The 8852-nt window shown below is 55.8% G+C and carries 8 protein-coding genes, 4 tRNA genes and 1 rRNA gene; all 13 read left to right on the top strand.

Annotated elements, in window-relative coordinates; all coding sequences use genetic code 11:
* Positions 1 to 95, top strand: a 5S ribosomal RNA gene (gene rrf, locus C7436_RS17550); the annotation flags it as partial.
* 418 nt (positions 96 to 513) lie between these two features.
* Entirely contained in the window at positions 514 to 1716 is a 1203-nt protein-coding gene (locus C7436_RS17545; protein ID WP_023009394.1) for a DUF6160 family protein, read from the top strand.
* Between the two features lie 107 nt (positions 1717 to 1823).
* Entirely contained in the window at positions 1824 to 2783 is a 960-nt protein-coding gene (locus tag C7436_RS17540) for a hypothetical protein (protein ID WP_121208613.1), read from the top strand.
* On the top strand, positions 2780 to 3337 hold the full coding sequence (locus tag C7436_RS17535; RefSeq protein ID WP_121208608.1) for a hypothetical protein: 558 nt from the start codon (positions 2780 to 2782) through the stop codon (positions 3335 to 3337). The genes C7436_RS17540 and C7436_RS17535 overlap by 4 nt, the downstream gene beginning before the upstream one ends.
* 12 nt (positions 3338 to 3349) lie before the next feature.
* The gene (locus tag C7436_RS17530) at positions 3350 to 5743 is read left to right on the top strand and encodes a DUF6160 family protein (protein WP_121208607.1); all 2394 of its coding nucleotides are present in this window, start codon (positions 3350 to 3352) and stop codon (positions 5741 to 5743) included.
* Between the two features lie 104 nt (positions 5744 to 5847).
* Complete coding sequence (locus C7436_RS17525; protein WP_023009398.1) at positions 5848 to 6807, top strand: biotin--[acetyl-CoA-carboxylase] ligase; 960 nt, start codon at positions 5848 to 5850, stop codon at positions 6805 to 6807.
* Positions 6804 to 7532, top strand: a complete 729-nt coding sequence (locus C7436_RS17520) for a type III pantothenate kinase (RefSeq protein WP_121208606.1) — start codon at positions 6804 to 6806, stop codon at positions 7530 to 7532. The genes C7436_RS17525 and C7436_RS17520 overlap by 4 nt, the downstream gene beginning before the upstream one ends.
* Positions 7533 to 7720: 188 nt before the next feature.
* Positions 7721 to 8176: a hypothetical protein gene (locus C7436_RS17515; RefSeq protein WP_228198188.1), complete on the top strand. Its 456-nt coding sequence runs from the start codon at positions 7721 to 7723 to the stop codon at positions 8174 to 8176.
* Between the two features lie 31 nt (positions 8177 to 8207).
* A tRNA-Thr gene (locus tag C7436_RS17510) sits at positions 8208 to 8283 on the top strand.
* Positions 8284 to 8323: 40 nt separating this feature from the next.
* Positions 8324 to 8407 (top strand) — tRNA-Tyr (locus tag C7436_RS17505).
* A 10-nt stretch (positions 8408 to 8417) separates the two neighbouring features.
* Positions 8418 to 8492, top strand: a tRNA-Gly gene (locus C7436_RS17500).
* A 13-nt stretch (positions 8493 to 8505) separates the two neighbouring features.
* A tRNA-Thr gene (locus C7436_RS17495) sits at positions 8506 to 8581 on the top strand.
* A 52-nt stretch (positions 8582 to 8633) separates the two neighbouring features.
* A partial coding sequence (locus C7436_RS17490) for a GTP-binding protein (RefSeq protein WP_228198187.1) occupies positions 8634 to 8852 on the top strand: 219 nt, incomplete at its 3' end.

Here is an 8852-nt window from a genome sequence, read left to right as displayed (position 1 = left end):
GGAACCACCTGATCCCATCCCGAACTCAGAAGTGAAACAGACCTGCGCCGATGGTAGTGTGGCGTTGCCCATGTGAGAGTAGGTCATCGTCAGGCTCCTAAATAAAACAGCCCCGACAGCAATTGCTGCCGGGGCTTTTTTATTTTGGATCGAGGCCCTGCTGTGCACTACAACGGCCCCCATGTGACAAGCTTGCCAACGGCAAGCGCAGGACGCTGGAGCGCAGCGACGGCGGGCCCGAAGGGCCGAGCGCGCCAGCGCGAGCAATGTAGGTCATCGTCAGGCGCCTAATGCCTAAAAACCCCCGACAGCTTCGCTGTCGGGGGTTTTTTATTGCCTGCAGGAAAGCGAGCAGATATGACCCTGTGATCAGGCGCACAGTTACGCTCGGTAAATAGCGTTAGCATTCCCTCAAGACTGGCAGAAAAAAAGACTAAAAAGCCAGCTTCAGAGACACTCATCAGTCATTCGATCATTGCCGTCAATAACAACAAACGGCGGGCAGGTATGGCTATGAGTACACGTAAAAGACTATTCCTCGCGCTGTCCATGGTGCTGTCTTCGGCTGCCCATGCAGATTTGCAGCCCATTTCTGATGCCGAGCTGTCCGAGGTGACAGGTCAGGCCTTTGTCTCCATAGACCGCCAGTACCATCCCGATCCCAACGAAAATACCTCCTATACCCGTGTCAATCTCGGTATGGATATCGAAATCCAGACCAATGTTGATGTTCTCGAGATGGGGCGATATGAGCGAGCGGGTGAGAAGCAGGGTTCTTCCGATGTGCTGATCCGCGATTTTGCGCTCGGGTACATCAATAACCAGGCCTACTACAGCAAGAACCCTGATGCTCCGCGACAATATCGCCCCGATGGCTCAGCCTATGGCGAGAATGAGATTGTTCCGTTCATGATCGATAGCCCGTTCTTTGAGTTTGCCTTTGATGAGACCACCAATGAGGTGGTAGGTGTTCGTCTTGGCTTTGGCGAGTCCATGGGCATTCTTTCCGGCAAGATCGAAACGCTGACGGGCAACGTCAATGTCGACATCATCGATCGGGGTGAAGGGTTGCGGGAGGCTAACTCCACCGGCAATTTCTTCGATCAGTTGATTGTACTGCTCACCCCTTTGCTCGAATCGGGCAGTCCGCTCGCCACCAAGGCGCAGCTGGTCTATGGAGCGGAAGATGACCCGCGCATTGGCGAGCTTGATCCCATCCGTGCGGAGTATATCGGTATTCCGAACGGGGAAAAGTTCGTTCTCGAAGGTGCCGCCGGATTCACCCGCTGGTCTCTGAAGAACCTGATTGGCTGGGGATCCAGTTCGGAGATTGAGGTGCCGGATTGTTCCTTCTTCAGCTGTGGTGCTGGTGACATCTATGTCTATGCCCAGGATTGCATGGTGCTGGGTATAGACTCCTGCTTTGATCTGGATATTTACAACAGTTTCCCGATTGGCCAGGTTGAGGAGGTCAATGGTGAGCGGCGAATTACCGGTCCCGCCGATGGAGCCTTTATTTCGTTTCAGACCAAAGATCTGGATTGGCTGAAGGACGTCAAGAAAACCGACATCACGGTAGAGGACTTTATTCGGGCGACGTCCGGCGCATTCTTCAATATCCCCAATGGCGCCACCGAGGTAAACCTGAATGAGGCGTTGTACGGCACGGACCGTTATCGGACTGAGTACATAGACCGTGGTCGGGGGCTGTTCTGATGGGCAAATTTGGGTCCTGCAACTTCCCCTGCACTGCAATGCTGTCGTTCGCACTCTTTTGGTCTTTGCCCCTCCAGGCAGAGATGGTGACTCTTAATGAGTCCGAGATGTCCGAGATTGATGGCGCCGGCATAGGCCTGGTTCTCGATAACTTTACCTTCTCCCATGGAACCGACGCGCCGGATGCCAATGGCAACCAGGCCCGTATATTCCGAATCACGGGTATCAAAAGCACAGATGGTCAAGACGTCGATATTACGGTGAATCACTTGTATATCGCGGGCGCTGATTCCACCTATGGTCAGAATCTGACCCCGGTCAACCTTGGGCGTTTGCTGCATCCCTGGCGAATTGACGTGGTGGACGGCAACACGATCGGGGTCAGAGATAAATCGGTGTTGGAAATCGCCGCGCCCGCGATGCTCAGTGCGGCCGAGGGTTACGATTGTCTGGGTGGCTCAGCGGCTGCCGGAAGCGGTACCTGTTCAAGCCGCCCGGCAACTGAATCCTGGATTGGCGAGCGAGCGGATATGGGGATGCAGATGAATGTCGCCGTGGGTGACGATCGCTCTGCCAACCTGAATATACATGCGAAAAGTGCCGTGATTGACGGGAGTTATCTGCGCCTCTGGGGCGATGACGCTCGCCAGCAAATGGCCGGCCAGTTCAAGCTGAACTTCTACTCTCCGGAGTTAACCATCAACGCATGCACCCAGGATGGCAGCGAGTGTGGCTCCCGCATCACCATGTCCGATTTTGTCCTTCAACTGGCGATCGGTAACGAGCTCCAGCCAGTGTTTTTTGATGTCGACGGTACGGGCAATTTCGTGCTGGAGGTAGACGCTATTGCTGCGCCGGCACCCGGGCAGATTGCCGCAAACGGGCTTCGGGAAGGCAGCGATACCGCAACCTGGGACTTCTATGAAGCCTATTACACCAATCCGGAATACCGGAGCAATCTCCGGATTGGCAACTTTGGTGTCGGTGACCGGGATTTTGGCTCCGCCCGCATCGAAGGAATGCTCATTCAGCACCTGGAAATCAGAACCAAGGACTTGGCGCCATGATCCGTCTGACTTGTTGTTCAGCTACCCGGTTTTGCCTGCTCTTTATGGCCCTGCTTCCCGCCTTGGCGTATTCCGAGATGTCGCCGCTCGGGGACGACGCCCTGGCTGATGTCTCCGGCCAGGGGGGGATCTATCTGTCTGGCGACATCAGCATCAACGAAATGGGAGGTCCGGTTCAGAACAATTACTTTGGCCGGTGTGATGAGGCAGATAAGAAATGCGGTGCTCGCTTTGCCTATCGGCTGAAGCAGGATGGCGGATGGATGGTACTGGATGAAATTCGGGGGATGTTCGCCTTTGAGGGTCTGACCCTGAGGGTGCGTTCGGTCGATTCCGGCTTTGGTGGGGATGGTGCACTCTTTGACCGTGATGTGATTGAGCTGGGCTTGCCAAATGTTGTCCGGTTTTCTGACGTACAGTTCAAAATCGCTTCCAGCAGCACGCCACGACCAACAGACCCCGGCTTTCAGCAAACCGACATCTTTGCGGTGGAAATGCAGGGGGACGTGATCATGCAGGGTAACCTTCTGGTTTTTCCGGACGGAACCCCTTAGCCAGGAGGCATCATGACTCGTAATCTTTCCGGAATCCTGCCACTGAGTGCGGTCGCCCTGAGCCTCGGCGGCTATTCGATGATAACCGCTGCAGACCTCCAGAGCCTTGATGACAGGGCGCTGTCTGAGATTCGAGGCCAGAGCGGGATCACCATCGAAACTGACCTGACCATGACCGCCGACAAGCTTTCCTATTACGACGATGGCAAGGGCGTCCATCTGGAAGGTATGCGGGTGGGTTCCTCCGAGGTGCCCGGGCAGGGTGCATTTCACCGAACCAGGATCGACATTGGCAGCGATGCCGCGTTGAATCTTGAATACCTGGTGGAAGATCGGCGGGTAGAATTCTCGGACATTAGGCTGGCCGGCGCGCCGGGTGTCAGCATGGGGGGTATTTTCTTTGATCATAGCCTTCAAGGCACCTTGACCCTGCGCCAACAGACCGCTGGTGGAAACGGCTATGAATTTGATTCCGCGTACACCATGACGGGAGGCCGCCTGGGCTACAGAACCAACGGCAATTCGGTGTTTCTGGACGATATCACGATGTCCGTTGAAGCCTTGGATGTGACGTTGGAGCGGGTGGGTCAAACTCTGGAACTGACGGCTCCCAGAGTGACTGGTAGCTGGCAGGTCGGTGCTATTCGCTATTCCAGCGATCCTGCGATATATGGCCGTAGTACCGATGGAAACGGCGACCTGTTGCCCAGTTATGGCGGCCTCTCGGGCCAGTACGAACTATCCTCAACCACCGATATATCGGCAGGAGGTCGGGCAGGGGAAGGTTTGAGGTTTGATAACGAGACAACCATTCATAGCGCGTCTTTCCTCTATCACGATGATGGCCATTCACTCGCCTTGAGAGACATCACTGGCGCCTACCGTATTCAGGATCTGCGTCTGGATGTGGATCAGGACTGGCGGGGCCGTCCGGCAGTCGCTTTAACACTTGGTCGAATGGAAGGCGAGTTTGAGGTCGGAGCCATTGAGGTTGGTAGTGCCGGTAAAAGCTTTGGCGCCTTCAACCTGAGCTTTCTATTGGAAGACCAGGTATTTGGTGGTCGCAACTACACCAATGCGCTCTACCTGCAGGGCGGAGGGCATGCCGATGCCGGTGCCCAGGGCCTGAGACTGGCTGCTCAGTGGAGCCTCAGGCTTTCTGATCTGAGCTATACCGAGGACGGCAACCGAGTAATTATCAGTGGGCTTCAGTCCTGGGGGCAGGGCGATATCACCGTAAATGTCACCCGTGACGGTGTCCAGGGTGGAACCCGATTCTATGACGGTTTGCGTATTGGTTTCGAGGGGCTTGAGGCCGGTTACCGAATTAATGGTATGCGCGTTGGCAGTGATGACGCGCCATTGCAAGGTGGCACAGAGTTGTTGTTGGCGCTCGGCATCTATCCCGCCTACGACTTTACGCTGGACGGCCATATGACGCTCGGAGCCGGTGGCGCTTCCGGTGAGGGCCTGACGATTAATTCGGATATTCACATTCGTGACGGTCGTGCTGCAGTGATTGCTGCTCCCTATGACGAAGGTAACGGTGAGCAGCCCCAGAAAGGTCTCTGGCTGACCGATATGACCTATGATGGTCATGTTCGTAACATGACTCTGGATGTCACCGATGAAGGATTGGCGCTGGCAACGGAAGAGTCCTGGAGCACCATGGATATCGGCAATGTCCGGATCGGTAATGGTGTCGATGGAGAGAGCCTTGGGCGTTTGAAGATTCAGCGTTTTGAACAAGGGAGCACCACGTTGATCAAGCCTGGCGGCGCCGGCAACGTCTGTGTGGGTGGCGCTGGTGCTTCGGCCTCGGCCTGCTCGGCATCGGGCGGTGAGTGGGAAATGCGGGGCGACGAAGGTGTCACGATCGAGATGAAGAACATCCTCGCCCGTGCTCAGAGCAGCGAGAAGCGGAATTCACTGTTGTGGGAAACCAATCGGACCGTCGATGGCCAGGGGCAGGCCGTGAATGGTTCCGGAACCCGCCTGGTTCTGGACAACATATACACGAGTGACGGTGGTGATTTCGATGGTGATGGCGTCGACGACAACACCTACGGTATTCAAACCGATCTATCCGTTGACGTTTACCAGACCCGAGTCGTGAAGAAAGAAAATGGAGCGGACTCGCTGGGGGTGAATGGCGCCCGTGGTGACGAAAAGATTATGGATGCCTCGGCCCCTCAGGGTTATCGGTATGTGTCCTCTCCTTCGGAGGCTGATCGTCTGAACCGTCCACTGGGATTCGCGGTCAAGGCGGAAACCCGTTTCAAGGAATTGACCATAAATAATATCGATCTTGTCCATCCTGTGGGTGGCGCCCAGACCGCCGTGTTCGGCGCCGTGCTCCAGAATGTGAATATTCGCGCAAACCTGACCGCGACACCTATCCCCTGACGTCGCGACCGGTAAAGGGGTAAGGCCAGTGCTGCCCCTTTGCTTTTCAATCCCCTCCTGTTGTTTAATCCGGGCTTGTTCATTCCCCGTCTGGAAGCTCATTGATGAAATCCAATGCATTGCTGTCCCTGCTCAGTGATCGTGAAATCCATTCCGGTGAGTCGCTGGCCCAGAAGCTGGGCGTTTCCCGGACGGCGGTGTGGAAGCATATCCGCAAGGCTATCGCCGACGGAACTGACATACGGACCATTCGCGGGCAGGGTTACCAGCTGGTGTCCGCACTGGACCTGCTCGACCGTGACATCATTCTTGGTCAGCTCGATCCTTCGGTTCGAGAGCGGATACAGCTCACTGTTCTGGATGAAGTGGATTCCACCAACGCCGAGGTTGCGCGCCTACTGACGTCGGCGCCACTCCCGGTGGTGTTATCTGACTGCCAGACGTCCGGCCGTGGTCGAAGAGGTCGGAACTGGGCCAGCCCCAAGGGCCAGAACCTCTACCTGAGCCTTGGGTTGTCGATAAAAGGTGGGTTCTCGGCCCTGGATGGCCTCAGTCTGGCCCTGGGCGTTGCCGTCGCCAATGCAATTGAGCAGGTAGGGGGCGGTGAGGTGGGGCTCAAGTGGCCCAATGACCTGTTTGCCCAGGGCCAGAAATTTGGTGGGATCCTGGTAGAAATCCAGGGCGAACTCCAGGAAGGGTGTGTTCAGGTGATCGCAGGAATCGGTATCAACGTGCATATGACTCAAGCTGAAGATGTTGATCAGCCCTGGACGAGCCTGGACAAGCGTTGGCCAGACCAGGCCTGGGTTCGCAACCAACTCGCTGCCGGGATGATTACTCACATTCTGGCAGCAGTGACAGAATTTGAGGCTGGCGGCTTCCGGCAATTCCGGGAGCGCTGGCAGCGCCGTGATATCTTTAACGGCCTGCCCCTCGTCACCCGTGACGGTGAATTAAAGGGCGTGGGAGGCGGTATCGACGAAACCGGGAACTACCTCCTCAAAACAGCAGAGGGCGAAATACCGGTGCGGGCGGGCGATATCAGTTTGCGGGTGTCTGAATGATTTTGTTGATTGACGCTGGTAATACCCGCCTGAAATGGCGACTGACTGGAACAGGCGGCCCTCTTGAAGGGGCAGCGGTCATGGCAGATGCTGAGCCCCTGATCGGACTTTCAGGCTACTGGTCTGACATTGACAGAATTCTGGTGTCGACGGTGGCCTCGGAAAGCGCCCGCGCGCAACTTCATGAACTGTTGCTTGCCCGGGCCAAGGTGCCTGTTGAATATTGCTGGGCTGAGTCGACGCGCGATGGCCTGTCCAATTCCTATGGGGATGTGTCGCGCATGGGGGCTGATCGATGGCATGCCATGCTGGCTGGTTGGGTCAGGTGTAAGGCTTCTTTCGCCGTTGTCGATGCCGGTAGCGCCGTCACCGTGGACTATGTGAATGCGGGCGGGCGACACCTCGGTGGCTACATTCTTCCTGGGCTCCAGATGATGCGCCGTAGTCTGAAAGTGGATGCGGCACGAATTGGATTTGAGCAGAGTGAGCAACTCGACTCCCGCCCGGGACAATCGACCGGCGAATGCGTCAACCACGGTCTGGCCTGGCTCACTGAGGCCCTTGTCCAGAGGATTCATCACGATGCAAAAGCCTTTGGACTCTCTGCGATCTACCTGACCGGTGGCGATGCCCGGCGTTTGCAGGCCCTTGGTCTTGAGGCAAACGTAATTGAGGGTATGGTGCTTGACGGTCTTGAGCGAATCGCCAGCGCGGGCGTTCTGTGATGAAGTGGCTGGCGTTTCTGTTGGCAGCTCTCAATCTGGCCGTTTGGTTTGTGCCGGCCTGGATCGAGCCATCCCGTTATGTCGGCGTTTCATCTGGAACCCTGCCACGTGTCTCCAGTCTGAAAGTGGCTTCCGAGACCATGGAGAGCCTCTCCCGGGAAGAGAGTTGTCTACGGATAACGCTCGGAATGTTTGATGCGAGGGATGACGCCGAGAATGTGGCGGCCGGTCTCAAGCATAAAGTCGGCATTGTTGAGGTTGAGAAGGACTTACCGCCCCTGCATTGGGTATTGATTCCTCCGCAGCCGCCGGAAGCAGCGCGAGCCCAGTTCCGTGAGCTCTATCTTCAGGGCGTGGAATCGTACATTGTTTCCCGTGGAGAGTACCGTAACGCCATTTCCCTGGGGCTGTTCGAATCCCTTGAGGCTGCGCAATCGGTAATGGCAGAAAAAAAACAGGCAAATCTGAATGTAGTGCTGGCCAAGTTCCCTCGAAATCGTTTAGGATACGCGCTCGTTTTTGAGGTTGAATCCATGGCAGAAAGTGAATGGGTTCAAGCGGTTGAAGCGGAAACCGGTTACGAGTTCGATTTCGTTGAAAGCAATGCTTGTGAAGGTGTTGCAAGGCCGGAAAAAAATCCGTAGTATACCGCCCTCGCTGAACAGGCGAATGTGAGCTGGCGTAGCTCAGTTGGTAGAGCAGCTGACTTGTAATCAGCAGGTCGGGGGTTCGATTCCGTCCGCCAGCTCCACTTTAAGTTTTAAGCAGGTTCGCTTTTGCGGATTTGTTCGGGAGGGGTTCCCGAGTGGCCAAAGGGATCAGACTGTAAATCTGACGCGAAAGCTTCGCAGGTTCGAATCCTGCCCCCTCCACCACTAATTGCTCGCGGGCATCGTATAGTGGCTATTACCTCAGCCTTCCAAGCTGATGACGCGGGTTCGATTCCCGCTGCCCGCTCCAATTTGGTTTCAATGCTCATGTAGCTCAGTCGGTAGAGCACATCCTTGGTAAGGATGAGGTCACCGGTTCAATTCCGGTCATGAGCTCCATTTTTTATCCGGTCAACGTTGCGATCCTGGTTGATTAGGGAGATTGGTCGAAATGTCTAAAGCAAAGTTTGAGCGTAACAAGCCGCACGTAAACGTGGGCACCATCGGTCACGTTGACCATGGTAAGACCACTCTGACAGCTGCCCTGACTCGTGTATGTCACGAAGTTTGGGGCACTGGCGAGAGCCGTGCTTTCGATCAGATCGATAACGCACCGGAAGAGCGTGCGCGTGGTATTACCATCGCGACCTCTCACGTAGAGTACGATTCT

Origin of the sequence: Marinobacter nauticus, assembly GCF_003634635.1 — a bacterium.
Classification (GTDB): domain Bacteria; phylum Pseudomonadota; class Gammaproteobacteria; order Pseudomonadales; family Oleiphilaceae; genus Marinobacter; species Marinobacter nauticus.
Note: the sequence above shows the minus strand (reverse complement) of the source record. Positions and strands in the feature narration are given on the sequence as shown.